Origin of the sequence: Methylobacterium sp. 092160098-2 (genome assembly GCF_028920805.1) — a bacterium.
GTDB classification, from domain to species: domain Bacteria; phylum Pseudomonadota; class Alphaproteobacteria; order Rhizobiales; family Beijerinckiaceae; genus Methylobacterium; species Methylobacterium fujisawaense.
In genome coordinates this window covers 5,212,219-5,235,915 of the sequence record NZ_JAQPZJ010000001.1, presented here as the reverse complement: position 1 = coordinate 5,235,915, position 23,697 = coordinate 5,212,219, and the positions used below count along the sequence as shown (strand labels likewise).

Below are 23,697 nucleotides of genomic sequence, written 5' to 3'. Positions count from 1 at the left end.
TCGGCCCCTCAATGGTCGTGGCCGGCTTCGCTCTTCCCGAGCTCGGCCTTGAGGAGGAAGGTATTGGCGACCGCGATGTCCTCGCCGGCCCTGAGGCCGGAGACCACCTCGTAGGCGTCGTCGTCCACGCGCCCGAGCTCGACCTCGCGCTTCTCGAAGCCCTCGTCGGTGCGCACGAAGACGACGCGCTTGCCCTCGACGGTCTGGAGCGCGGCCTTGGTCACCCGGACGGGCACTCGATCCGTCTCGGTCTCGACCTCGGCCGTGACGTAGGTCCCCGGACGCCAGGCCATGTCCTGGTTGGGCAGCGAGACCACCACCCGGGCGGACCGGGTGTCGGCGTTCAGCAGCGGGCTGACGAACACCACCTTCCCCTGCACGCTGCGGCCGCCGCGGTTCACGGTGACCCGGGCGCCTTCCCGGACCTCGTCGAGGTCCGAGGTCGGCACCGCGAGCTCGATCCAGACGGTCGAGAGGTCGGCCACGGTGTAGACGTCGGCCGGGTCGCCCTCCTTGCCGACGGCGGTGCCCACGTCGACCTTGCGCTCGACGATGCGGCCGGAGATGGGCGCCCGCAGCTCGTACTGGCGCAGGGTCGAGGCGTTGGGCGTCGCCTCGTCGCGTTTCTGCGCGGCGGCGACCTCGGCGGCGTTCAGGCCGAGCGCCGAGAGCTTCTGGCGGGCGAGGTCGACGCGGAGCTGGTTCTCCTGGAACACGGCCTTGGCGTTGTCGAACGCCGCCTGGGATGCCGCCGCGGATGCCAGCAGCCTCTGCTGGCGCTCGAAATTGACCTTCTGGAGGTCGGACTGGACCATGGCGGTGAGGTACTCGCTCTTGGCGTCGGCGACCTCGCGGCTGTCGAGGACGGCGACGACGTCCCCCTTCCGCACGTCGTCGCCGAGGCGCTTGCGCATCTCGGACACCGTGCCGACGACGCGGACCGGGACGCGGGCGATCCGGTCCGTGTCCGGCGTGATCGTGCCGGGGACGAGGATGTGCCTCGACAGCAGGCCGCCTTCCGCCTTGGCCACCTTGATGTCCTGGTTCTCGATCTGCTCGGCGGTCATCGTGACGTGCCCCTCCGCGCCCTCGGCCTCGGAAGGCTCGTGCGCTCCGTGAGCGTGGCCTGCGCCCGCCTTGGGGGCGGCGGCCTTGCCGTGGTCGTGGCCGCCGCCCGCTTCGTGGCGGGGCTCGCCCGGCGATGCGGGGCCAGGCCCGGCGGCGAAGGTGTGGAGGGCCGGCGGCAACCCGGCCGCGGCGAGGAGGCCGCGAACGAAGCCGGACACGGCGGGAACGGCGGCGCCCACGAGGACGCCGGCGGCCACCAGGGCCGCGGTCAGGAGAATGCGCATGATGCCTGCTCGTCGGGGCGCCGGTGCCGTGGCGGCTTCCGGGCCGGTCCCGTTGCGATGACGTGAGGAAGCGGCCCCGGGGCCTCGGACCCGGGGTTCAGGACGCGCGCCGTCGCGGCGTCACCTCAGGCGCGCGGCGGACGCGGCAGGCGGTCGGGGGAGATCGAGGCGCGCGCCGCGTCGACCGGGGCGTAGCAGGGTCGGGACGGCAGGGCGGGCGGAACGGGGGCGAGGCCGTCCGACGGCATGGCCACGTGGCAGCCGCAATGGACGTGGCAGGCGATGCCGGGATCCGCCGCCCGGGCCGAGGCCGGCGTCAGGTCCGACGCCATGACCAGCTCCGTCCGGTCGTGGCCCGGATGGCCCTGATGATACGCCAGGTCCTCGGCGAGGCCGGCGGTCGGGAGAGCGACGGCCAGCGCCAGGACGAGCGCGAGCGCGCGGGCGACGGTCGCCCACCACCCCGTCCAGGCCCCGAAGGCTCGCTGGCGTCCCGCCGACTTCATCGTGCTCCTTATGGGCGATTCGGGCGTCGGGCCACAAGACGCGGGGGCGAAACGCCGGGCGGTCAGGTCGCCGGTCCGGCCGACGGAGTGCGGAATGTCACCGTCCGTCGCGGCTCAACGCCGTCGCGACAGCCTGGCTCGGCCGGCATCGGGAGAGACCCGACAGGAGACGACGCCTCTTCGCCCTGGCGCCAGACGCCCAATCCTCCGCGGGCGGCTCCGGCGACCGGCGGCCGCACGACCACGTCGACGTCGGCCGGCATCACCACCCGCGCCGCGACGAGGACAGGTCGTTCTTCGATGAACGGGGCCCCCATCCCCCCAACCACGACTTCGCCGACGGAACGGACCGCCCCGGACCGCCCCGGACCGAACGACGGTCCGGCGCGGTCGGCGGAGGCTCAGGCGCCCCGCGGCCCGAACAGGATGAGGGCGCTGCCGAGCACGCATACGAGGCCGCCGGCGATGTCCCAGCGGTCGGGCCGGTGGCCTTCGAAGCCCCAGAGCCACAGGATGGCCGCGACGACGTAGATGCCGCCGTAGGCCGCATAGGCGCGTCCCGCCGCCCCGCTCTCCACGACGGTCAGCAGGGAGGCGAACAGCGCCAGCGAGGCCATCCCCGGGACGAGCCACCACGGGGATCTGTCGAGGCGCAGCCACGCCCAGAAGGCGAAGCAACCGGCGATCTCGGCCAAGGCGGCCGCGGCGAAGGCGGGATAGGTGAGCATGGGCGCGTGTTCGCATGCGCCGTGCGTGCGGCAAACCGGCGACACGGGCCGGAGGCGCCGGTCTCTGACCACGCGGCGGGCCGGCGCCGTCTCGACCTCCTACCGTCCCGGCTTGAGGCGGCCGAGCCGTGCGGGCGCCGCCGGCGCCAAGCTGCGCCCGGGCGCACGCTGCCGTCCACGCGCCACGTCAGGTCCTGTCGGGACCGGCTTGGGCCTGTACGGCGGCGATCTGCCGTATCCGCCGCGGCAGGTCGCGAACGAGAGCGGTCTTCCGGTAGGGCGTCATCTTCCGCCACGCGCGGATCTCCGGGACCGTGCGGCCGCATCCGAGGCACCAGCCGGTCCGCCCGTCCCACTGGCAAACCCCGATGCAGGGGTCGTCCGTCTTCATGTTAGGGCTCCGTACGCCAGGCGGCCCGTCCGCCGCTGGACACATATAGGGTACCCCCCTATACGTCACTACGACGAGGAAGCCCGCGATGGCCCACACGGTCAAGGAAAAGGCCAAGCTCCTGGCGCGGGTGCGCCGGATCAAGGGACAGGCGGAAGCCGTCGAGCGGGCCCTGGAGGCCGAACTCGGCTGCGCCGACGTCCTGATGCTGGTCGCCTCGATGCGCGGGGCCATCAACGGCCTGACCGCCGAGCTGATGGAAGACCACATCCGTCACCACGTCGTGAACCCGGACGCGGAACCGGACGCCGAGCGCGCCCGGGGCGCCGCCGAGCTGATCGAGGTGGTCCGGACCTACCTCAAATGAAGGCCGCCCCATGACGCCGTTCGCCGACCTGCTGCAGCAGGGGACCGCCCATGCCTGGCTGTTCGTGCCGAGCGCGATCCTGCTGGGCGCCCTCCACGGCCTGGAGCCCGGTCACGCGAAGACCATGATGGCGGCGTTCATCATCGCCGTGCGCGGCACGGTCCTGCAGGCGGTCCTGCTCGGGCTGGCGGCGACGCTCTCCCACACGGCGGTGGTCTGGACCATCGCGCTGGGCGGCCAGTACCTCGGCCGGGAATGGGGCGGCGAGGCCGCCGAGCCGTATTTCCAGCTCGCCTCGGCCGCCCTCATCCTCGGCGTCGCGTTCTGGATGGCGTGGCGGACCTGGCGCGAGCAGCATCACGCGCACGACCATCACCACCCTGACGCGCATCGGCCCATCGTCACGCGCGACGGTGCGCTGACGCTGGAGGTGTTCGAGGACGGCGTGCCGCCGCGCTGGCGCCTGCGGGCCGAGGGCGGATCGTTGCCGGTCCCCGCGGCCGTCACGGTCGAGACGGTGCGCCCGGATGGCGCCCGGCAGGCGTTCGGATTCGTCGCGCGCGAAGGCTTCCTGGAGAGCCGGGACGAGATCCCCGAGCCCCACGCGTTCACGGCGCGTGTCCGCCTCGACGGCCCGGCCGGGTCGGAGATGCACGAGGTCGCCTTCGCGGAGCACGACCACGACCACGATCATATGAACCTCGGCGACGAGGACGACGCCCATGCCAGGGCGCATGCGGAGGACATCCGCCGCCGCTTCCAGGGCCGCACCGTGACCACGGGGCAGATCGTGCTGTTCGGCCTGACCGGCGGGCTCATCCCGTGCCCAGCCGCCATCACGGTGCTGCTGCTGTGCATCCAGCTCAAGCAGTTGAGCCTCGGCTTCGCGCTGGTCGCCTGCTTCAGCATCGGGCTGGCGCTCACGATGGTCTCGGCCGGCGTCGTCGCGGCCTTGAGCGTGCGGCACGTGGCCGGCCGCTGGTCCGGGTTCGGCGCGTTCGCACGCCGGGCGCCGTACGCCTCGGCGGCGCTGATCGTGCTGGTCGGCCTCTACACCGGCTGGCTCGGCTGGGACGGCCTCCGCCACGCCGCCGCGGCGCAGGCGGCCCAGTCCGGGACATCGGTCGAGACATCGGTCGGGTGAGCGACGACTGCCGGGTCTGAAACGCCGGCGGCGGCCTCGACCTTCCGGCCCAGGGCTGACAGCCTATCGCACGGCCGGAAACGGACGGGCTCGGGCATGGCAGGCGATTCCCCCGGAAGGTCTCAGCAGGCGGCCGGATCGCGCACGGCTGCCCGAGGCCTCGACAGCGATCCGTCAGAGCAGGGCCAGGGCGACGCCGCCCAGGGCCGTGAGTGCGACGACCATCCAGGGCGGCGTCCGGCCGACGGTCAGGAGCCCGAAGGCGAGCACGGCCACCGCGTAGTCGCGCGCGTTCCCGACCGCGCTGGTCCAGACGGGATCGTAGAGCGCGGAGCCGAGGATTCCGACCACCGCCGCGTTGGTCCCGCGCATGGCCGCCTGGGCCAGCGGTCGCGTCCGGAGCGCGTCCCAGTAGGGCAGCATGCCGTAGACCAGCAGCAGACCGGGCAGAAAGATCGCGACCAGCGCGATGGCCGCACCGACCACGCCGTGGGGTGCCGGTCCGGCGACGGCTCCGAGATAGGCCGCGAAGGTGAACAGCGGCCCGGGCACGGCCTGGGCGGCCCCGTAGCCGGCGAGGAAGGTGCCGGGGCCGACCCAGCCCGGGGCGACCACCTCGGCCTGCAGCAGCGGAAGGACCACGTGGCCGCCGCCGAACACCAGAGCCCCGGAGCGGTAGAAGGCATCGAACAGCGCCAGAGCCTGGGATTGCAGACTGGCGGCCAGCAGGTGAGGGACGACGAGGAGCAGCGCGAAGGCGACCAGGCCGATTGCGCCGGCCCGTCGGGACACCGGGAAGGCGAGAAGCCCGGCCTGCTCCTGCGGCGGCAGCCGGCAGAGCACGAGGCCGGCGAGGGCACCGAGCGCGATGGCCCCGACCTGACCGACCGACCCGGCGACGAACACAGTGAGGAACAGCGCCGCCACCGCGATGCCGGCGCGCGGCCGATCCGGCGCCAGCGCGCGGGCCATGCCCCAGACCGCCTGCGCGACCACCGCGACGGCGACCAGCTTGAGCCCGTGGATCGCGCCCTCGGCCACCGGGCCGGACAGGGCGCCGGCGCCGGAGGCGAAGGCCAGAAGCAGCAGCGCGGAGGGCAGGGTGAAGGCCGTCCAGGCCGCGAGCCCGCCGAGAAGCCCGCCGCGCAGGACCCCGAGCGAGAACCCGACCTGGCTTGACGCCGGCCCGGGCAGGAACTGGCACAGCGCCACGAGGTCGGCATAGCCACGCTCGTCCAGCCACCGGCGCCGGATGACCAACTCGTCGCGGAAATAGCCGAGATGCGCGACCGGGCCGCCGAACGAGGTCAGGCCGAGCTTGAAGAAGGCGCGGAATACCTCCCCGGCGGAGCCGGACGCGCCCGCCGAGGCGGGATCGGTACGCCGCGCCTCGGCGGACGCGGGGGCTTCGGTCATGGGCGGCCTCGCTCCGTCGTGCCGGCGGGGGGACGGCCGGCCATGCGTTCGCGAGCGGCGTCCCGCATCGGACGGCCTCCGACGGCGCCCCCGCGAAGCCCGCCGCGCCCTGCGGTCGCATCCGTCGGGATCGCGGCGCCATCCTGCGGTGTCGCATGTCGGTATCGGGATCGAGGGACCGGTACAAGCCACCCGCGCAGGCCTGTCTCGCCCCGGTCCCGCCGGGGATCGCCCCCCGGCAAGGTCATCGGCAAAACGGCCGACAACGGCCCGGGACCGGCCACCGGTCTACGCCGTCACGCCGAGGCCCGCCGGCACGCCGAGGCCCGACGATCCCGGGGGCTTGACCTTCCAACGGTGGGAAGCCCCATCTCGTCGGGACGGCATCCGAAGGAGAACGTCATGGTCCGCTTCAAGGTCGACAGGATGGGCTGCGGTGGCTGCGCCGAATCCGTGACCCGCGCCGTTCAAGCCATCGATCCCGGCGCCCATGTCGAGGTCGACCTCGGTGCGAAGCGCGTCACCGTGTCGAACGCCTCGGCTCCGGCCGAGCGGATCGCCCGGGTCCTCGTCGCCGCCGGCTATCCGGCCGAGCCGATGCTCGCGGCGGCCTGATGCTTCGGGCCGCCAACCCAACCTGCGCTGTGCATGGACGTCCCATGCCCGACATGGTCCCGCCACCCGAACCGGTGTAATCCTGATTCCATGTGCTTCGACCGGCAGATCGCGCGCCTGATGGCGGCGATGATCCTCGCGATCATCGCCTACGTCGCGCCGTCCGCCGCCCAGGCCCACGAGGGCCATGGGGGTCATGGCGGCCATGGGGGCCACGGCCGCCACATGGCCGCGGCGCAGCCACAGCCGAAGGCGGCGGTGGCGGTGGCGGTGGCGGCGAAGCCGACGGTTCGCGCCGCGGCGCCCACGTGGTCCAAGGTCGTCACCACGGCCGTCGAGGCGGCGTACATCGCGCCGACCGGGGACGCGTGTTGCCGGCCCGGTTGCAAGACCCGCTGCTGCGGGACGATGTCCTGCTGCGCGACCGGCGTCCTGTCCGGGTCCGACGCCCTCGTCCCGTCCCTGTTCCGGACCGGCACGCTGATCCCGGGGGACGTCTCCGGCCGCGTCGGCACCGCCCCCGAGACCCTGCCCAAACCCCCACGAACCCTCGCCTGAGATGAGGCGCGCCCGAGGCGCGCGACGCCCGAGTTGCGCCCGCGAACGGCCGCGCCCGGCATCCCCACCGCGAGGAATACCGTTTCCATGTCGACCCGTCTTGCCGCCGCCCTGGGCGCGATGGCGCCGCTTGCCGCCGTCCTGGCGGGATCCGCGCTCGCCCACGAGGGCCATGACCACGGCGCGGCCCCGCCGCCCGTCTCGAAGACCATCGCCCCCCGCGGCGAGGCCCTCTCGGAGACCTTCGAACTGGTCGCCGTCCCGCGCGACGGCACCCTGACGCTGTTCCTCGACCGCTTCCGGACGAACGAGCCGGTGACCGGCGCGACCATCGATGTCGAGACGCCGGACGGCCCGAAGACCGCGACCGCCACGCCGGAGGGCGGCTACGCGCTCACGGCCCCGTGGATGTCGGCGCCCGGCCGGCACGAATTCGTCGCCACCGTCACGGCGGGCGGGGACGTCGACGTCCTGACCGTCGCGGTCGCCGTGCCGGACCCCTCCGGCCGCGCGGCCGCGGCGCCCGCCGAGCCGTCACCGGGGCGGGCCGCCCTGTCGCGCGTGTCCGAGGTCGCCCAGGGGGTTCGCGCGCGCCTCGGGCAGAAGGATCCGACCCTGGTCGGCGCGGTCGTCGTCGCCTTCCTGCTCGGCATGCTGGTGACCGGGCTCGCGCGCGGGCGCCGCAGCGTCCCGGCGGTGGCGTTGCTCGCCATCGGCATCACCCTCGTCCTCGGCACGGCCGCCTTCGCGCATGGCGACGAGGACCACGGCCCGGCCGTGCAGGGTGCCGCCCTGACCGAGCCGCGCCCCTCCGGAACCTCCGATCTCGCCCAGCGCCTGCCCGACGGCTCCGTCTTCGTGCCCAAGCCCACCCAGCGGTTGCTGGTTCTGCGCACGACGATGACCGAGCAGGGCCGGTTCCACCGCGCGGTGGAACTCCCCGGCCGCATCATCCCGGATCCGAACGCGAGCGGCGTCGTGCAATCCTCGGTCGGCGGCCGCCTCTCGCCTCCGGCCTCGGGGCTGTTTCCCCGCCTCGGCACCCGGGTGCGCCGGGGCGAGGTGCTGGCCACCGTCACCCCGCCGATCCAGGCCGTCGACCTCTCCGACATGCGCCAGACGCAGGGCGACCTCGACCAGCAGATCTCCATCGTCGAGCGCCGGGTCGACCGCTACAGGCGTCTCGCCCTGACGGGGGCGGTGGCCCAGACCCAGCTCGACGACGCCCTGGCCGAGTTCAAGGGCCTGCAGGACCGGCGCGCGGCCCTCGACCGGATCCGCCGGGAGCCCGAGCCGCTGGTTTCCCCGGTGGATGGCGTGGTCGCGCAGGCCGCGGCGGTCGCCGGGCAGATGGCGAGCCCCGGGCAGATGGTCTTCCAGATCGTCGACCCGAACCGCCTCTGGGTCGAGGCGCTGAGTTTCGATGCCCTCACGGCGGCGCAGGACGCCACGGCGCGGCTCGCCGACGGCCGGCTCCTGACGCTCGCCTACCAGGGCTCGGGGCTCGCCGACCGCAACCAGGCCATCCCGGTCCAGTTCGCGGTCCAGGGCGACGCGTCGGGCCTGCGCGTCGGGCAGTTCGTCACCGTGCTCGCCGCGACGGACCGCGAGCAGGCGGGCTTGGCCCTGCCGCGCGCGGCGGTCGTGCGGACCGGCAACGGGCAGGACGTCGTCTACGAGCACACCAGCGCCGAGCGCTTCGAGGCGCGGCCGGTGCGCGTCGAGCCGCTCGACGGCGGCCGCGTGCTGGTCGCCGAGGGGATGGGGCCCGGCCGGCGGGTCGTGACCCAGGGTGCCGAACTCCTCGACCAAGTGCGCTGAGGAGGCCCGCGATGTTCACCGTCCTCGTCGGCCAGTCGGTCCGCAACCGCCTGCTCGTCCTCGCGCTCGCCGCGGCGCTGGTGCTGTACGGCGCCTTCGCCGCCACCAAGCTGCCGGTCGACGTCTTCCCCGATCTCAACAAGCCGACCGTCACCCTCATGACGGAGGCGGAGGGGTACGCCCCCCAGGAGGTCGAGCAGCTCGTCACCTACCCCATCGAGACCCGGATGAACGGACTCCCGGGCGTCACCCGGGTGCGCTCGGTCTCGGGCGTGGGGCTGTCCATCACCTATGTCGAGTTCGACTGGGGCACCGACATCTACCGGAATCGCCAGCAGGTCGCGGAGCGTCTGGCGCTGGTGCAGAACCAGCTGCCCCGGGGCGTGACCCCGGTGATGGCCCCCATCTCCTCCATCATGGGCCAGATCCTGCTGGTGGCGGTCACGAGCGCGACGGCGAGCCCGATGCAGGTGCGCGAGGTCGCGGACTTCACCCTGCGGCCGCGGCTGCTGACCATTCCGGGCGTCGCGCAGGTCATCCCCATCGGCGGTGAGGTGCGCCAGTTCCGGATCGGCCCGAACCCGGCCGCCATGCGCGCGCTCGGGGTGACCAACGCGCAGCTGGAGACCGCGCTCGCGCAGTTCGGCACGAATGCCGGCGGAGGCTTCACCGACCAGAACGCCCGCGAGTACCTGATCCGGAACATCGGCCGCACCCTGAGCCTCGACGACCTGCGCAACCTCGTGGTCGCGACGGTCAACGACGCGCCCGTATCCCTGCGCCAGGTTGCCGAGGTCTCCTTCGCCGCGAAGGTGAAGCGCGGCGACGCCGGGTACATGGCCAAGCCCGCGGTCATCGTCTCGGTGGAGAAGCAGCCCGACGTCGATACGGTGCGGCTCACCCGCAGGATCGAGACCGCCCTGAAGGAGATGGCGCCGACGCTGCCGGCCGGCATCCGGGCCGACCGGATCCTGTTCCGGCAGGCCGACTTCATCGAGACCTCGATCCGCAACGTCGAGGGCGTCCTCGTCGAGGCGGTACTGGTGGTGGCGGTGGTGCTGTTCGCCTTCCTGCTGAACGTCCGGACCACGGCCATCTCGCTGCTCGCCATCCCGGTCTCGGTGCTGACGACCGCCGCGGTGTTCCACCTGTTCGGGCTCTCCATCAACACGATGACGCTCGGCGGCCTCGCCATCGCCATCGGCGAACTCGTCGACGACGCGGTGGTCGACGTCGAGAACATTTTTCGCCGGCTCGGCGAGAACCGGAAGGCCGGCAACCCGAAGAGCGTGTTCCAGGTGGTGGTGGAGGCCTCGAACGAGGTCCGGTCCGGCATCGTCTACGCGACGCTGATCATCATCCTGGTCTTCGTCCCGCTCTTCGCGCTGTCGGGCATCGAGGGCCGGCTCTTCGCCCCCCTGGGGCAGGCCTACATCATCTCCATCCTGGCGAGCCTGCTCACCTCCATCACCCTGACCCCGGTGCTGGCCTCCCTGCTGCTGCCGGGGCTCAGGAACCTGGAGCAACACGACAGCCGCTTCCTGGCCCTGCTCAAGCGGGCCAACGCCGCCCTGCTGGGGGCCGCCTTCCGGCACCAGGGCCGGCTCGTCGGCGCCGTCGCCGTGGCGGTGGCGGCCGCGAGCGTGGCCGCCTGGAACCTGCCCCGGGCCTTCCTGCCGCCGTTCAACGAGGGCTCCTTCACGGTCAACATGACGTTCCGCCCGGGCATCTCCCTCGCCGAGAGCGACCGGGTCGGGCTCATCGCCGAGCGGCTGCTCCTCGACATCCGGGGCGTGAAGGCGGTGGGCCGCAGGACCGGCCGCGCCGAACTCGACGAGCACGCCGAGGGGGTCCACGCCTCCGAGATCGAGGTCGCCCTCGACGCGGACGCCGCGCGTCCGAAGGAGGCGCTCGTCGCCGACATCCGCGGACGCCTCGCCGCCCTGCCGGTGGCGGTGAATGTCGGCCAGCCGATCGCGCACCGGCTCGACCACATGCTCTCGGGCGTCCGCGCCGAGATCGCCCTGAAGGTGTTCGGCGACGACCTCGACGGCCTGCGCCGGGTGGCCAACGCCCTGCGCGACCGGCTGGCGGCGATTCCGGGCCTCGCCGACCTGCAGGTCGAGCGGCAGGTGCGCATCCCGCAGCTGGAGGTGCGGGTCGACTATACCCGGGCGGCCCTCTACGGGGTTCAGCCGGCCGCAATCGTCGAGCAGATCAGCCGCCTGTCGAACGGGCGGGTGGTCTCGACGATCGTGGATGGCGTGCGCCGCTTCGACGTGGTGCTGCGCCTGTCCGAGGACCGGCGGACGACCGCGGGGCTGGGCGATCTCCTCCTGGAGACACCGTCGGGCTGGGTGCCGGCGCGGCAGGTGGCCGACATCCGCGAGACGGACGGGCCGAACCAGATCCTGCGCGAGAACGCCCGCCGCCGCATCGTCGTCCAGGCCAACACCGACGGCGCAAGCGACATGGCGACCGTCGTGGCGGCCATCCGCGAGGCCGTGGCCAAGGAGCCGCTGCCGCCCGGCTTCTTCACCAGCCTGGAGGGCACCTTCCAGGCGCAGGAGGAGGCGAGCCGGACCATCGCGGCGCTTTCCGCGCTGTCCCTGGCCCTGGTCTTCGCCATCCTGTTCAGCCGCTACCGCTCGGCCGCCCTCGCCCTGATCATCATGGGCAACGTCCCGCTGGCGCTCATCGGCTCGGTGGCCGCCCTCTGGCTCGTGGGCCAGCCGCTCTCGGTGGCGTCGATGATCGGCTTCATCACGCTGACCGGGATCGTCGCGCGCAACGGCATCCTGAAGATCAGCCACTACCTGAACCTGTCGCTGCACGAGGGCGTGCCGTTCGGGCCCGACCTCGCGGTGCGCGGCAGCCTGGAGCGGCTGACCCCCGTGCTGATGACGGCGCTCTCGGCGGGCGTCGCGCTGGTGCCGCTACTCTACGATGCGGCGAGCCCCGGCAAGGAGATCCTGCACCCGGTGGCGGTGACGATATTCGGCGGCCTCGTCAGCGCGACGCTGCTCGACACCGTCCTGACCCCCGTCCTGTTCCTGCGCTTCGGCCGCACGTCGCTGGAACGGCTGCGCGCCCTCCACGCCGAAGCCCCGGCCCACCCATCGCCGTCGGGCACGCCCCCGCGCCCGGCCGAGGCGTACTGACCCCCGAGGAGACACGCGCATGATCCGAACGAGCCTGACCCTTGCCGCCGGCCTGCTGGCCGCAACCGCCGCCGACGCCCACGAGACTGCGGGCCGGCACGGCGGGCGCGTCGCCGACGCCGGCGACTTCCACGTCGAACTCGTCACCCGGGGCGAGACCGTCGACGTCTACGTGTCGGACGGCACGCAGGCGCCGGTCCCTGTCGCGGGTTTCAGGGGCACGGCCATCCTCGTGGCCGGCGGCAAGCCCGCCCGCGTGCCGCTGGAGCCGGCCGACGGCAACCGCCTGACCGGGAAGGCCCCGGCGGCGCTCGGCGACCGCCCGAAGGGCGCCGTGCAGCTCGCCGCCCCGGACGGGGCCACCGTCAGCGGCAAGTTCAACTGAACCGACCACCGAAGGGATCTCTTCCATGACCGTCGCCCGGACCCTCCTCGCCGCCGCCCTGCTGACCGCAGGCCTCGCCGGCACCGCCCGCGCACAGGGCCTGCACGACCACGGTTCCATGTCCGGCCAGGGGAGGGGATCGATGAAGCCGGACCCGAAGGACGACGCCTCGACCCGGGCGTTCAAGGCCGCCGACCAGACGATGATGAGGGACATGGACGTCCCCTACACCGGCGACCCCGACGTCGACTTCCGCACGCACATGATCCCGCACCACAAGGGCGCGGTCGCCATGGCCGAGGTCGCGCTGAAATACGCCCGGGACCCCGCCACGCAGGCGATGGCCCGGAAGATCATCGCCGACCAGACCACGGAGATCGCCGACATGGAGGCGTGGCTGAAGCGGCACGGCCGGTAGTCGCCGCCGGGGCCGGGCCGCCGACAGGGGCGCCCGGCCCGCGTCCCGATTCCACCCGCGCCTGTCCAGGGGCAACCGATGCATGCCGCCCGCAAGGCCACGCTCCACCGCATGGCCCCCTCCGAGCGCCTCTGTCCCTCCGGCCTGAAGGCCGAGGACCTGCGCGAATGCGGGGGCTTCGCGGTCGAGGACCGCAGGCTCACGGCCCGCGATGAGGCCGAACGCCTCAAGGACGAGCCCCCGGTCAAACCGACGCCCCGGACCTTCATCGACGACCTGCAGCGCCGTCTCGGCAAGGCGGCCCACGCCCGAACATGCCGACCTCCGTGCCGGCCAACGCGGTGTTCAAGGCGGTCGACCTCGAAGGGCGCGACATCGAGTGCGCCTGCGCCGGCGGGGCGAGCACGGTGCCGCCCGGCTTCGTCGCGCTGACCGAGAGCGTGATGATGGTCGCCCTGGCGGTCCGGATGCTGGCGATGCCCCCGTGAGCGGGGTCGTCGGCCTCTTCCCGCGGGGCCGGCCGCTCCCTGCGGCTCTTCAACCCGGCGATCCGGCCCCCCGGCTGAGACGCGTGGGGCATGTGGTCCGGCCCGTCGGCGCCCGCTCGCCGTGGACTGAGGCCCCTTCCGCGGGCGGCACGCCACGCTGGAGGCGCACCACCACGGGACGGTCAGCCTCCGAGCGGGCCGCGTACGCCCCTCACGTGCCGAACGGGCATCACTCGCGGGTCCATGGGCTGGCATCCATGGCCTGGCACGGTCTGAGCGAACGGTGTGAAACAGCCATGTGAGCCGCACCAGCACCTTCAGCTACGGGCTTGAATGTGCTGGCGCGCCCTACGGGAATCGAACCCGTGTTTTCGCCGTGAAAGGGCAACCACGAGACAAAGCGGACAAAAGCGCACTCCATAGTTCTCTCTAGGCACTCGCTTTTTTCGTCTCCTGCTAACATAGTTGGCCTGACCGTCTGTGTGAGACGCTGTGTGAGACCGATCGATGGCAAAGCCTAGCAGCTTCGACAGCGTAGCTAAGCGTGCCCGGCTTGCGCCGGCCAAGAACCCACGCTGGCAAGGTGTCTCGGGAGGCCGGGGCGGCGTCAGCCTGGGCTACCGCAAACCTGCGCGCGGGCCCGGCGCTTGGATCGTCAAGCTGGTGATCGATGGGAACCGCGTCGAGCAACGCCTCGCCCAGGCTGACGACCCTGGATCGGATCCAGACGCCCTCTCGTACCCAGCTGCGGTGACGGCAGCCATCGAATGGGCGCGCGCTCAGGTACGTCGTCTCGACGGCGAAGGGGAGGGGGGTGACACCGAGGTCCCAAGCGTCCGCACGGCCATCGAAGCCTACGTCGCCGCCCGTTCGGCGCGCGCGTCCGCGGCAGGACGGGACGCCGAGAAACGCCTCGGCAAGCATGTCCTCGCCGACGAGTCCTTCGCCGACACGCACCTCGCGAAGCTCAACGCGGGCATCATCCGGGCTTGGCGACAGCGCCTATCGGGCGAGTTGCAACCCACCACCGTCAACCGGCTGCTGAACGACTTGCGCGCTGCGCTCAATGCAGCTGCGGAACACCACCGTCGCGTGCTGCCGGCCACGCTCGCCGCCGAGATCCGCACCGGCACGAAAGCGATCTCAGCAGGGTCGAGTGCGCGCAAGCAGATCCTGCCCGACGCCGAGATCCGACGCCTCGTCGACGCAGCCTTCGCTGTCGACGACACCGGCGATTTCGGGCGGCTCGTACTGGTCATGGCAGCCACAGGGGCTCGCCACTCGCAGGTCGCGCGAATCACTGTCGGCGACGTGCAGACCGCGCGTGGCCGGATCATGGTGCCGCCCTCGAACAAGGGCCGCGCTGGTAAGCGCCCGACGCCGATTGCTGTGCCGGTTGGCGCCGACGTGATCGAGCGGTTGCAGCCCGTCCTTGCCGGACGGCGCGGGCACGAGCCGCTCCTGCTCCATTGGCGTCATCGGCAAGTCGGGCCCGTTTCTTGGGAACGGGTCGACCGGGGGCCGTGGGCCACAGCCTCGGCGGCCTTGCGCCTATGGGACAGGGCTCGGACCCGCGCCGAGGTGCCTCCTGGGACGGTCATGCTGTGCCTGCGCCACAGCTCGATCGTGCGGGCGCTGAGCGCCGGCGTACCGGTGAGGCTCGTCGCGGCGCTGCACGACACCAGCGTGCAGATGATCGAGGACCACTACTCCGCCTACATCGTCGAAGCGACGGAGGAGATCGCCCGTCGAGCCGTCACGCCCCTGGCACCGAGCCCAGTCGCCACGCTGCAGCCTGTCGACGGAGCCGCGGCGTGACGGAGCGGCAGCGGGCCAAGAAAAAGTGGACAAAGGCCGGCAAGCTCCGCGGCCGGCCTCCTGGAAGCCGATCCTACGATCCGGAAACGAGCCGGTCCGGCGATCCCCCGGTTCGGAAGCCCGAGAGGCGTGGGCGCCCGCCTGTGGCGCTGAAGCCGATGATCTTGCGCTTCATCCAGATGGAGATCGGCTTCCGCAAAGCCGGTTTCGCGAAGCAGCTGGCGGAAGAGGCGGCAGGGAGTGAGATCAAGAAAGAGACTGTGAAGCGGCGGCTGCGCCGGGATCGCAGCGAGGCACGTAAGCGGCAGGAGCGCCGGAAAGATAGCAGATGGACTTTCGACTGATTATGCTGATCACGCAATAAGATAGGTATTTGTTTTTAACCCCGTCGTGACGCCTCTGCAAAGCCGTGTCTCTTTGTCGTCAGACATATCAGACAGAGGCAGGCTGTAGCATGGCACGTCCAACCGCGAAGCACCGCGAGCGCCCAGACGCCATCCCCTGGCAGAAGCGCCCCCATCTGCGGATGGATGTGGCGGCCGAGGTGACCGGACTGTCGCGCAGCACGATCTACCGCCTCGCTTCCGATGGCCGGCTCACGCTCCGGCGCCTCGCTGGTCGGGTTGTCGTCGAGACCGCGGGTGTCCTCACCCTTGTCGAGAACGCTGAACCGTGGCGGCCAGGGACCCGCGGCGCTGCGGCGCGGGCGAAGCGATCCGAGGCAGCTCGCATCGCACTTCGGTGAGGAGCCGGGCGCTCAGGGCTCGACCGTCGCGATCGACCACTGGTCGATCGAGGTCGTGATCTGGCGAGAGCCACAGCTCCAGCAGCACGCCGTACACGCCGCGCCCGAGCGCGGCACCATCCACCCGTAGGAAGTCGCCGCCTCGTCTCCGCTGCCATCGGGCCGGGCGCCGACCACACAACGCTCGCCGGACCTTCATCATGGACGCAAGCATTCCGGAGAGCGGCAGCGGCCACCTGCCAATGGTTGGTAGCCAGGCACCCGCGCCCGCTGTGACCGCACCAGACCAAATGTCTGCGCCGGCTCTGCCGGCCTGGGACACGGAAGCGGCCGTCGCCTTCCTCATCGCGCTGATTGGGTCCGGACTTCTCGCGGTCGCGGCGATCGATCCAGAGTCAGGCGGCTGCCACGGGGCGACCTTCGCGCTGCCGGCCGAGCGCGATGCGCTGAGCCGGTGGATCGAGGCGCGCCAGGCCAAGCACAATCTCTACTTCACCCTGAACGAGCCGGTCCCTCGGGAGCAACAGCAGGGCAAGCATGGCCGCGTGTGCAAGGCGGATATTGCACGCATCCGCGGCGTCGCCATTGATTGCGATCCGCACTTCGACCCCACCGCCGACGATGGCGGCCTGAGCAAGGAGCGGGAAAGGCTGTGGCATCAGGCGCTTGACTGGCGCCAACGCCAGGAGGCCAGCGCCGTCATCGACAGCGGCGGCGGCTATCAGGGAGTGTGGCTGCTGCGGGAATCGCTGCCCGCCACGCCGCAGACTATCGCGGCCGCGGAGGCACAGGCGCGCGGCTTCGCGCTGCTCAACGGCGGCGACAACACCCACGACGTCTCGCACCTGTTCCGCATGCCCGGGACCGTCAACCTGCCGAACGCGAAGAAGCGGGCGCGCAAGCGCGTGCCCGCCCCGGTGCAAGGCAAGGTGTACGACCCGCGGCGCCTGCACACGCTCGACCATCTCGCCATTCTGGCACCTCCGATCACCGCCAGAGCAGCATCCGCCGCCAAGCTCGAGTTCGATCTCTCGGCTGCGTGGGAGGCGGTCGGAGCCCCGGAGCGGTTGGATTCGGAGTTGGTGGAGCGGCTGACGCGTGCGCGAGCAGCGCGCCCTCAGCTCGACAAATGCTTGGCAGCAGAAGCGGTGCAGGGCGATCGCTCGGCGCGAGACTACGCCGTCGCCGCCGCGGTGATCCAGGCCGGCATCTCGGATCCAGCCGATGTGGCCGCGATCGTTGCGGCGTATTCACCGGAGAAGTTCGAGGCGGAAGCCGAGGCCCGCGACGATGGACGGGCCGAGTACTACCTGCGCAAGACCGTCGCGAACGCTCTGGCCCGGGTCAAGCCGGACGCACAACCCGGGGACTTCTTCGAGCCGATCGAGGATGACGCCGCAGCGAGCGTCAAGGAAATTACCGAGGATCACGGCGGCCCGGCGGACATCTTCGGCGACGATGATCCGGCCGATCTGTCGACACCGCCCCCCGGCAGCCTGCCGGACGTGATCGAGATGTACGCGCGCACGGAGGCAGGCCGGATCGGCGTACCGATGATGTTCGCCGCCGCCGCTGCCGTGACGGTGGCCGGCGGCGCGCTCGGCAACGCCTTACAGATCCAGCCGCGGCGCCATGATCCGACCTACACCGAGCCCGCAGCGCTGTGGACCGTGCTGGTCGGGCCGCCGGGATGTGCAAAATCCCCAACGATCAGCAGCGCATTGAAGCCCCTGAGAGCGGTCGACCACCGGCTCATGGAGGTGAGTGAGCGCGAGCATCGGGCCTACGAGGCCAGGAAGGCCGCGAGCAGGAAGGATAAGACGACGCCGATCGGTCCGCCTCCGCCCTGGCGCCGCACCATGATCGACGACGTGACGCCCGAACAGCAGATCCGCCTGCATCAGCAAAACCCGCGGGGCCTGATGCGGGCGGTGGACGAGTACGTCTCATTCCTGAATTTCGGAGCGTACAAGCGCAACGGCGACGGGGATCGCGGCCGTGCGCTGCAATTTTTCGACGGCGGAAGCATCATCCTCGACCGCGTCTCGGAGGCCAAGCCGATACGAGCCGACTCCGCGTTGATGGGTCTGCTGTCATCGTCACAGCCCGATCGGATCGGACCTTTGTTCCGGAACCTCGGCGTCGACGGATTGGGGCAGCGCACGCTCTTCGTGCTCTGGGACGGCGTGGAGCGCCGTTTCGTCGACCGTGCGCCCGACCTGGGCGCCCTGGCCGAGTACGCGAGCGCGATCCAGACCTTGGCGGGGATAGACAAAATGTCCGGGGGCACCGTTCGGCTGTCGGACGCGGCGCACGTGGTCATGGATCGAGTGGACGCGCTAATCCGGCGGCAAGCCCATCTTCCGGGCGCATCGGCCGCGTGGGAAGGCCACATCTCGAAGTGGGGCAAGCTCCTGCCTCGGATCACGCTCGTCTTCCACGCGCTGGAGACCTGGAGCCTCGCCGGCGGAGTGCCCGTCGATGCGGAAGTCACGGCCGACACGATGCGCAAAGCGGGCCGGTTCGCCCTATTCCTGCTCAAGCATGCTTGGCACTTCTACCGGGTCAATTCCGAGCCGCAGGAGCGCACGACGGCGGCGCGCTGGATCGCCGGCTGGATCCTCGCGCATCCGGAGATGGAGCGCTTCACACCGCGCGACGTCGAACGGGCTTACCGGGAGCTGCGCAAGGACCGGCAGGCTATTGTCGCGGCGGTGCGCGACTTAGAGGAAGCGGCCTGGGTTGAGGTGTCGCGGCCGGCACCGCCAGGGTCGACTGGCCCCGGTGAATGGAAGGTCAATCCGGACGTGCATCGGCGGTTCAGCGAGCGGGCCGTCCGCGAGAAAGCGGAACGCGCGGCCAAGCGAGCAAAGATCGAGGCCGCCGTCCAAGCGCAACGGAGCGCGCCGGACGATGTCTAGGCCACGTTCGGGATCGTTCTCCGGCGCACCGAAGCCCGATGTGTCGACATTGTCGCTTGCGTGCGCGAGCTACCAAGTCCCCAGAGACATAAATAAATATCACCACCCTACCGGCTTCGTCTGCCGATCTCCTCGATCTTTCTCGTGGCGCGCGAGCGACAATGTCGACACGGTCCGCACCGAGATCAGGGGGTGTGGACGCTCCTGTTCGTTACCGCACGGAGTCCTATCGTGAAACGGCGTCCGGCCGCCGGGCGCACATCCGGAAAACCGCACCTGTGGCGCCGGTCGGCCGAGTTCCGCGCCATCGCGGTCGCGGCGATCCGACGATTCAACGCTGAGCGTCACCTGCACCCGATCTGCGGTGCGAAAGCGAAGTCGACCGGCGAGCCGTGCCGGCGGATCCCGGCGAAAGGACGGACGAGGTGCAAGTTGCACGGCGGCGCCACCCCGCGCGGTGACGGACCGGCTGGCTGGCACACGCCGGGCTTCCCGAACGGCCTCCCGACCGGCAAGCCGCGCAGTGACGCCCACAAGGCCCGCAAACGCCGGCAGCGGCGCGCTGAGATCGCCGCTATGACCGCGGCCGAGCTGGCGCGGCTGGAGGCGTGGCGGCACACGCACAAACCAGGCAGCAGGCGCGATCGAGCGCACGGGCGCCACGCGCGCGAGGCTCGGCAATGGCTCGACACAATCATGCAGGAGGCGCCCTCAGCGCCGACGCCGGATCAGGCCGAGCTCGATGCACTGCGGGCGAGGTTTCGCGCTCACCTGGCGCAGCTCGAGGCCGAGATCGCGGAAGCTGTTGAGGACGAGCCGCCGGTCGGCGGCCTATTCGACTGACCTGGGGTCGATCGCATCCCGCGTGAGGACGGAGCGGGCGCGGCTAGCGGCGGCGACGCCGCTGGATCAGGTCACGACGTGGCCTGCCCATGCAACGCGGGCGTGAGGCGCGCCCGCAGGCGCGCCACGGCTGTCGGCGTCCACGCTCCGCGCCCGCTCGGCGTCGGCACGTTTTCGGCCGCCAGCGCTCGCGCCAGAGCATTCAGCGATGCCGTGCCGTCGGGATCGAGGCGCGCCAGGATCGGCATCAAGACCTCGGCCCGCGAGTCGGCGTTGCGTCTGAGGGCGGTACGGGCTTTGGCCGTGTCCGCGGCGGTGCCGGCTCGCCCTCGGAAGCCACCGAGCACGCGACCGCGGGCCTTGGCGGCGGCCAGCGCAGCCTTCGTGCGGGCAGAGATCATCCGTCGCTCCTCCTCGGCGACCACGGCCATGATGCCCACGGTCATCCGGTTGGCCGAGGGCATGTCACAGGCGATGAAGTCGACGCCAGACTTTTGCAGGCCCAGGAGGAAGTGTGCATCGCGGGCCAGGCGGTCGAGTTTGGCCACCACTAGGACGGCGCGGTGCGCGCGGCACAGCGCCAGGGCGCGAGCGAGTTCCGGTCGATCACTGTGGGCGCCGCTCTCGACCTCGACCACCTCGGCGATCAGCGTCCAGGCGCCGCCGTTGAGGAAGTCGGTCACCGCCGCGCGCTGCGCCTCCAGGCCGAGGCCGGATCGTCCCTGGCGATCGGTGCTGACCCGCAGGTAGGCGATGAAGCGGGCGTGGGTCATCGCGTGGGTCATTCTATACCCATATCACTCTGTGCAACGAGCGTTGCATAGCATGATACGGTCGCTAGGAATGTCACTCGTAACTCGGTTTTGGTCGCATATTCCCGCCGATCCGTGCAGCGCTCGGTCCTGATCGCGATCGGGATATCGGGTGGTGCATCCTGGGTTCGCGCAACACAACCCCCAGCGGTCTCACCGGGCGGCCACCCCTGGGGTACACCACGGCGCAGCAGCGCGGGCTCTCGCGCGGTGTCCAGACAAAATTGCCGGTCGCGGAGCGTTCGGACATTCTGTCCGATCCGAGGCGCTGACGGCGTCGAGCTTATGCCCTCACGAGCTCAGCTGCGGACCTCGGTGCTGTCTGACATATCGGCGCGCGTGTCGAGGACGGAGAACATCCCGCGTTGTTGCCGCATGGATGAGGGTGACAGGAAGACAGCGGTGGATTTGTTGGACACGAGCAACCTGCCGCCGGTTCTGGCGACGCTGCTGGCACCCTGGCTGAACGCCATCGTTGGTGGCGTAGCAAAGGCTTGAACACCCTGCCCTCGTTGAACGCTCCTACGACTTTACTGAGGCTAGCTCCTGCAGGGTTAGATCGATTGCTTGGACGAGCTGCTCGGCGGTCCTGGCAAGCGTAGGATCTCGCGACATCGCGATCGTGGCCTGCTGCAGCGTGCTGAACTCTCGAAGGCGTGTGGCTGGATCTACCCCTCGGGCGAGAGCTGACTGTACGAGCCCCCGGACCAGCTCGCGTGCTAAGCGCTCGTCGAGGATTGGCGCCATCCAGCTCGATGACGGCGGACAGGCCGTGTTCAGGGACATTTCGGCTGTCGAGCGGATCGGCCTACGCCACTTCGGATGACATCGGCCCTCCACTCGCTCGATCAGACCTTCATCCTCCAGAACGACGCACGCCAGTTTAACGACCTCACCTCGCCGCCGCGTGGTGATGCCCACCCTCTTGGCGAGCTGCAAAGTGCTCATAGGCTCGTCGGCAAGAACGGTGAGGATGCGAGCGCGGATCGAAGGCGGTCGGCTCATGGTCACACGAACCCTGTTAGCCAAGACAGCGGCAGGCTGCTGTCCAACGTGGCTGCTCCCGCAACGGTTTAGCCGCCCAGACTGTTCACGGATCCCTAAGGCATACCCAAACCGGACCATGCTGATCGGCTGCCGCGGGTGGGAAGCAGCTATGTTCGGCTGGGCTGGTCGCTATGACCTTGAGCAGCAGGAGGCAGGCTGACCGCTCTCGCGGGCCTCTTGGATCGGTGGGCAGGGTACGTCACCGAAGGAGCAGAAGACGCAGCAGTCGCCTGCATTCGGGCGCAGGAGCGTGGCGCAGCCGATGCACTCGTGAAAGAACTGGCAGGCGTCGGTCGGCATCGTCTCCGTCGCCTGATGGCCGCAGTGCGGGCATGTGAGAGTGGACTGAAGCTGCATTCGCCTTACCGTATGGCCTTGAGCACCATCGGCTCAAGGTAGGGTTCCCACACAAGCGCCAGGGCAACCAGCGCCGTCCCGATCCCGAGTAGGGCAGCCGTGCGCCGTGATGGTCCGGTGCTGGTACATGGGCCAGCCATGGCGCAGACCGTTGCCCGGCGACGCAGGAACAGCCCCCAGCCCACGAGCAGGGCCAGTGCGGCCCCGCCGAGCAGGATCGGTCGGATGCTCGCCAACATCGCCAACCCGCCGAATACGGCCCCCGTTGGGCCGAGACCGGCGAGCGCCACCGGCAGGGCGCAGCAGGACGATGCCGCCAGAGCCCCCAACCCGGCGACTGCACCCAGCCCGGCGAACCAGCTTCCTGAAGGAGCGGGCAGGCTGTCCCGCGGACGCGAGGCGGATCTCGCAAAAGTCGCTAGGGGTAGTGTGTCGGTCAGGGCCGTGCCACTCTGCATCCTGTAGCTACTACGAGATCAAAAAGCTCAAACGTGCTCTACATCGGCGCCGGCCTTTTCCAGGGTCGGGAAACCCCCGTCGACATGCGCCACGTGCTCGACGCCCATCTCCTTCAGGGTCTTGGCCGCCAACGCGGAGCGGTTGCCCGAGCCGCAGTACAGCACCAGCCGCTTGCCCGCGCTGAACTCGGCCTTATGCGTCGGGCTCGACGGATCAACCTGGAACTCCAGGAAGCCGCGCGGCACGTGCACCGCCCCCTTCACCTTGCCGGACTTCCGCACCTCCTCGCCCTCACGAACATCGACAAAGATCGTATCCGCATCGCCCAGCCGCTTCACCGCCTCGTCCGCCGAGAGGGTCTCGATTTCGCGGCTCGCCTCTGCCACCAAGTCCTTCGCGCTCTTCATCGCCGTGTTCTCCCCTTCACTCGCCCCAGGCCGCCTCACCGAGCGCATCGAGCGGGATCTTCAGGTAGCGCTTCCCGTTCGCCTCGGGTTCGGGCAGGCGGCCGCCCCTGATGTTGACCTGCAGCGAAGGCAGGATGAGCTTGGGCATCGGCAGCTCACGGTCGCGCGCCTCGCGCATCCGCACGAACGCCTCCTCGGTGCCCGTCTCCGTCAGGTGCTTGTTCTCGGCTCGCTGCCGCGCGACGGTGCTCTCCCAAGCGGCCGCGCGCCCGCCCGGGCGATAGTCGTGTCCGGTGAACAGTCGCGTCTCGTCCGGCAGAGCCATGATGCGCTGGATGCTGCGCCAGAGCACGTGCGCGTCGCCGCCCGGGAAGTCCGCCCGCGCCGTGCCGCTGTCGGGCATGAACACGGTATCGTGGATGAAGGCGGCGTCCCCCACCCGGTAGGCGATGGAGGCCAGGGTGTGGCCCGGCGTGAACATCACCTCGACGTCGAGGTTGCCGATCCGGAAGCGCTCGCCGTCGGCGAAGAGGCGCGACCACTGCGAGCCGTCCGTTCGGAACGTGTCGGGCAGGTTGTAGAGCCCCTTCCAGAGCCGCTGCACCGCGACGACCTTCTCGCCGATGGCGGTCGGGACACCGGTCCTGTCGTGCAGGTAGCCCGCCGCCGAGAAGTGGTCGGCGTGCGGGTGCGTGTCGAGGATCCACTCCAGCGCGTAGCCCTCACGTTCGATATGGGCGAGCAGCGTGTCGGCGGACCGGGTGGCGGTCGCGCCGGACTTCGGGTCGAAGTCGAGCACCGGGTCGATGATGGCGCAGCGCTTCGTGTCGGGATCCGCGACGACGTACTGGATGCTGCCGGTCGGCTCATCGTAGAAGCCCGTCACGATGGGCCGTCCGCGCAAGGGCGGGGTGGTCTGGTCCGACATGAATCTCCTC

The 23,697-nt window shown here is 70.8% G+C and carries 25 protein-coding genes and 1 tRNA gene; 14 read left to right on the top strand and 12 right to left on the bottom strand.

Annotated features, from left to right (window positions below):
* Nucleotides 1-8: 8 nt before the first annotated feature.
* From PQI07_RS24710 to PQI07_RS24695, 4 genes are all read right to left on the bottom strand, one after another.
* Entirely contained in the window at nucleotides 9-1,352 is a 1,344-nt protein-coding gene (locus PQI07_RS24710; protein WP_274927616.1) for an efflux RND transporter periplasmic adaptor subunit, read from the bottom strand.
* Between the two features lie 125 nt (nucleotides 1,353-1,477).
* Entirely contained in the window at nucleotides 1,478-1,858 is a 381-nt protein-coding gene (locus PQI07_RS24705) for a hypothetical protein (protein ID WP_043356631.1), read from the bottom strand.
* 401 nt (nucleotides 1,859-2,259) lie between these two features.
* Nucleotides 2,260-2,586, bottom strand: coding sequence for a YnfA family protein (locus PQI07_RS24700; RefSeq protein WP_043356634.1), 327 nt, complete (start codon nucleotides 2,584-2,586; stop codon nucleotides 2,260-2,262).
* A 187-nt stretch (nucleotides 2,587-2,773) separates the two neighbouring features.
* Complete coding sequence (locus tag PQI07_RS24695) at nucleotides 2,774-2,977, bottom strand: DUF1289 domain-containing protein (RefSeq protein ID WP_043756617.1); 204 nt, start codon at nucleotides 2,975-2,977, stop codon at nucleotides 2,774-2,776.
* A gap of 88 nt (nucleotides 2,978-3,065) precedes the next feature.
* On the opposite strand from PQI07_RS24695, the gene PQI07_RS24690 reads away from it, so the two are divergent.
* Both PQI07_RS24690 and PQI07_RS24685 read left to right on the top strand, forming a co-directional pair.
* Nucleotides 3,066-3,344, top strand: coding sequence for a metal/formaldehyde-sensitive transcriptional repressor (locus tag PQI07_RS24690; RefSeq protein ID WP_043389372.1), 279 nt, complete (start codon nucleotides 3,066-3,068; stop codon nucleotides 3,342-3,344).
* Nucleotides 3,345-3,354: 10 nt separating this feature from the next.
* Nucleotides 3,355-4,488: a nickel/cobalt efflux transporter gene (locus PQI07_RS24685; RefSeq protein WP_053611257.1), complete on the top strand. Its 1,134-nt coding sequence runs from the start codon at nucleotides 3,355-3,357 to the stop codon at nucleotides 4,486-4,488.
* 174 nt (nucleotides 4,489-4,662) lie between these two features.
* On the opposite strand, the gene chrA is transcribed toward PQI07_RS24685, so the two are convergent.
* Nucleotides 4,663-5,904, bottom strand: a complete 1,242-nt coding sequence (gene chrA / locus PQI07_RS24680) for a chromate efflux transporter (RefSeq protein WP_274927615.1) — start codon at nucleotides 5,902-5,904, stop codon at nucleotides 4,663-4,665.
* Between the two features lie 402 nt (nucleotides 5,905-6,306).
* Here chrA and PQI07_RS24675 point away from each other — a divergent pair, with 402 nt between their 5' ends.
* The 7 genes from PQI07_RS24675 (at nucleotide 6,307) to PQI07_RS37740 (ending at nucleotide 13,350) form a co-directional block, all read left to right on the top strand.
* A complete protein-coding gene (locus PQI07_RS24675; protein ID WP_043389375.1) occupies nucleotides 6,307-6,519 on the top strand; it encodes a heavy-metal-associated domain-containing protein in 213 nt (70 codons plus the stop codon).
* Nucleotides 6,520-6,639: 120 nt separating this feature from the next.
* Nucleotides 6,640-7,077 carry a hypothetical protein gene (locus PQI07_RS24670; protein WP_342462645.1) on the top strand — a complete coding sequence of 146 codons (438 nt, stop codon included), beginning with the start codon at nucleotides 6,640-6,642 and terminating at the stop codon, nucleotides 7,075-7,077.
* An 87-nt stretch (nucleotides 7,078-7,164) separates the two neighbouring features.
* Nucleotides 7,165-8,898, top strand: a complete 1,734-nt coding sequence (locus tag PQI07_RS24665; protein ID WP_043756626.1) for an efflux RND transporter periplasmic adaptor subunit — start codon at nucleotides 7,165-7,167, stop codon at nucleotides 8,896-8,898.
* 11 nt (nucleotides 8,899-8,909) lie between these two features.
* Entirely contained in the window at nucleotides 8,910-12,059 is a 3,150-nt protein-coding gene (locus PQI07_RS24660) for an efflux RND transporter permease subunit (RefSeq protein WP_274927613.1), read from the top strand.
* Nucleotides 12,060-12,078: 19 nt separating this feature from the next.
* The gene (locus tag PQI07_RS24655) at nucleotides 12,079-12,444 is read left to right on the top strand and encodes a hypothetical protein (protein ID WP_053611260.1); all 366 of its coding nucleotides are present in this window, start codon (nucleotides 12,079-12,081) and stop codon (nucleotides 12,442-12,444) included.
* 25 nt (nucleotides 12,445-12,469) lie between these two features.
* On the top strand, nucleotides 12,470-12,862 hold the full coding sequence (gene copM / locus PQI07_RS24650) for a CopM family metallochaperone (protein ID WP_043389390.1): 393 nt from the start codon (nucleotides 12,470-12,472) through the stop codon (nucleotides 12,860-12,862).
* A gap of 314 nt (nucleotides 12,863-13,176) precedes the next feature.
* Nucleotides 13,177-13,350 (top strand): hypothetical protein, encoded by a 174-nt coding sequence (locus PQI07_RS37740; protein ID WP_306307448.1) that lies wholly within the window; start codon nucleotides 13,177-13,179, stop codon nucleotides 13,348-13,350.
* Nucleotides 13,351-13,689: 339 nt separating this feature from the next.
* Here PQI07_RS37740 and PQI07_RS24640 read toward each other — a convergent pair.
* Nucleotides 13,690-13,764, bottom strand: a tRNA-OTHER gene (locus PQI07_RS24640).
* A gap of 93 nt (nucleotides 13,765-13,857) precedes the next feature.
* On the opposite strand from PQI07_RS24640, the gene PQI07_RS24635 reads away from it, so the two are divergent.
* The 5 genes from PQI07_RS24635 to PQI07_RS24615 all read left to right on the top strand — a co-directional run bounded on the left by PQI07_RS24635 (nucleotide 13,858) and on the right by PQI07_RS24615 (nucleotide 19,677).
* On the top strand, nucleotides 13,858-15,168 hold the full coding sequence (locus PQI07_RS24635; RefSeq protein WP_274927612.1) for a tyrosine-type recombinase/integrase: 1,311 nt from the start codon (nucleotides 13,858-13,860) through the stop codon (nucleotides 15,166-15,168).
* Nucleotides 15,169-15,311: 143 nt separating this feature from the next.
* Nucleotides 15,312-15,512: a hypothetical protein gene (locus PQI07_RS24630; RefSeq protein ID WP_274927611.1), complete on the top strand. Its 201-nt coding sequence runs from the start codon at nucleotides 15,312-15,314 to the stop codon at nucleotides 15,510-15,512.
* A 297-nt stretch (nucleotides 15,513-15,809) separates the two neighbouring features.
* The gene (locus tag PQI07_RS24625) at nucleotides 15,810-16,043 is read left to right on the top strand and encodes a hypothetical protein (RefSeq protein ID WP_274927610.1); all 234 of its coding nucleotides are present in this window, start codon (nucleotides 15,810-15,812) and stop codon (nucleotides 16,041-16,043) included.
* A gap of 70 nt (nucleotides 16,044-16,113) precedes the next feature.
* On the top strand, nucleotides 16,114-18,834 hold the full coding sequence (locus PQI07_RS24620; RefSeq protein WP_274927609.1) for a DUF3987 domain-containing protein: 2,721 nt from the start codon (nucleotides 16,114-16,116) through the stop codon (nucleotides 18,832-18,834).
* Nucleotides 18,835-19,065: 231 nt separating this feature from the next.
* Nucleotides 19,066-19,677: an HGGxSTG domain-containing protein gene (locus tag PQI07_RS24615; protein WP_274927608.1), complete on the top strand. Its 612-nt coding sequence runs from the start codon at nucleotides 19,066-19,068 to the stop codon at nucleotides 19,675-19,677.
* A gap of 71 nt (nucleotides 19,678-19,748) precedes the next feature.
* On the opposite strand, the gene PQI07_RS24610 is transcribed toward PQI07_RS24615, so the two are convergent.
* The 6 genes from PQI07_RS24610 to PQI07_RS24585 all read right to left on the bottom strand — a co-directional run bounded on the left by PQI07_RS24610 (nucleotide 19,749) and on the right by PQI07_RS24585 (nucleotide 23,687).
* The gene (locus PQI07_RS24610) at nucleotides 19,749-20,450 is read right to left on the bottom strand and encodes a recombinase family protein (protein WP_274927607.1); all 702 of its coding nucleotides are present in this window, start codon (nucleotides 20,448-20,450) and stop codon (nucleotides 19,749-19,751) included.
* A 338-nt stretch (nucleotides 20,451-20,788) separates the two neighbouring features.
* On the bottom strand, nucleotides 20,789-20,962 hold the full coding sequence (locus PQI07_RS24605; RefSeq protein WP_274927606.1) for a hypothetical protein: 174 nt from the start codon (nucleotides 20,960-20,962) through the stop codon (nucleotides 20,789-20,791).
* 703 nt (nucleotides 20,963-21,665) lie between these two features.
* The gene (locus tag PQI07_RS24600; protein ID WP_274927605.1) at nucleotides 21,666-21,893 is read right to left on the bottom strand and encodes a GDCCVxC domain-containing (seleno)protein; all 228 of its coding nucleotides are present in this window, start codon (nucleotides 21,891-21,893) and stop codon (nucleotides 21,666-21,668) included.
* A 5-nt stretch (nucleotides 21,894-21,898) separates the two neighbouring features.
* A complete protein-coding gene (locus PQI07_RS24595; protein ID WP_274927604.1) occupies nucleotides 21,899-22,351 on the bottom strand; it encodes a mercuric transporter MerT family protein in 453 nt (150 codons plus the stop codon).
* 27 nt (nucleotides 22,352-22,378) lie between these two features.
* The gene (locus PQI07_RS24590) at nucleotides 22,379-22,759 is read right to left on the bottom strand and encodes a rhodanese-like domain-containing protein (RefSeq protein WP_274927603.1); all 381 of its coding nucleotides are present in this window, start codon (nucleotides 22,757-22,759) and stop codon (nucleotides 22,379-22,381) included.
* 16 nt (nucleotides 22,760-22,775) lie between these two features.
* Nucleotides 22,776-23,687, bottom strand: a complete 912-nt coding sequence (locus PQI07_RS24585; RefSeq protein ID WP_274927602.1) for an MBL fold metallo-hydrolase — start codon at nucleotides 23,685-23,687, stop codon at nucleotides 22,776-22,778.
* Nucleotides 23,688-23,697 lie beyond the last annotated feature (10 nt).